We start from the raw sequence: 888 nt of genomic DNA, 5'->3' as shown, positions 1-888 counted from the left end.
GGCGAAGGAGATGTGGTTACAAATGAAAATATCAAGGATATGATTAAAGAGCTTAAATCAGCAGGGAAGAAAACGATTAAGACAACTAAAGCAAAACCTGTGACATTTAGTCCATTGCTTTTGGGTATTACTCGTGCATCACTAAATACTGAAAGTTTTATCTCTGCTGCTTCATTTCAGGAAACAACTAGGGTATTGACAGATGCCGCTGTTGAAGGTAAAACGGATTATTTAAATGGTCTCAAGGAAAATGTGATCATAGGCAGATTAATTCCTGCTGGAACAGGCATTGAACAGAATAGAAACATAATTGTCACGAATCCTACTAAAGTAGAGGAGAAAAAAGCATCTGCCGAGCTTGAAATGCTTAACTCGCCTGAAGCAGATAAAGAAGAATTTGCAGATCAATTGGCTGGGTAATAATTTTTCTCCTAAATTCCGATGAAAAAACAAATAATGATTTATAAATATTATTTTGGGCTATTATTTATTAACTGTAAGTTTACAGGCTATACTGGAGATTAGATGCCAACAATAAATCAATTAATAAGAAAAGGTCGAAAGAGGCAATTTAAAAAGAATAGTGTGCCGGCGCTCAATGCATGCCCTCAAAAAAGAGGTGTTTGTACGCGTGTTTATACAACTACGCCTAAAAAACCAAATTCTGCTTTGCGTAAAGTAGCACGTGTAAGGCTTTCTAATGGACATGAGGTTACGGCATATATACCAGGAGAAGGCCATAATTTGCAGGAGCACTCTATTGTAATGATTGAGGGTGGAAGGGTAAAAGATCTTCCTGGAGTTCGTTACCATATAATTAGGGGTGTGCTTGATCCATCTGGTGTAGAAGGACGTCGAACAAGTCGATCACGTTATGGTACTAAAAAG

Annotated in this window: 2 protein-coding genes; both read left to right on the top strand. The window is 37.4% G+C overall.

The window, feature by feature from the left end:
* The coding region (locus tag AMO08_RS05930; protein WP_179850751.1) for a hypothetical protein at positions 1-420 on the top strand (420 nt) is incomplete at its 5' end.
* A 105-nt stretch (positions 421-525) separates the two neighbouring features.
* The coding region (rpsL, locus tag AMO08_RS04715; protein WP_075485708.1) for a 30S ribosomal protein S12 at positions 526-888 on the top strand (363 nt) is incomplete at its 3' end.

It is taken from the genome of Candidatus Pelagibacter communis (genome assembly GCF_001180205.1).
GTDB classification, from domain to species: Bacteria; Pseudomonadota; Alphaproteobacteria; order Pelagibacterales; family Pelagibacteraceae; genus Pelagibacter; species Pelagibacter ubique_O.
The sequence above is the reverse complement of the archived record's forward strand: the minus strand, read 5'-3'. Positions and strand labels throughout refer to the sequence as shown.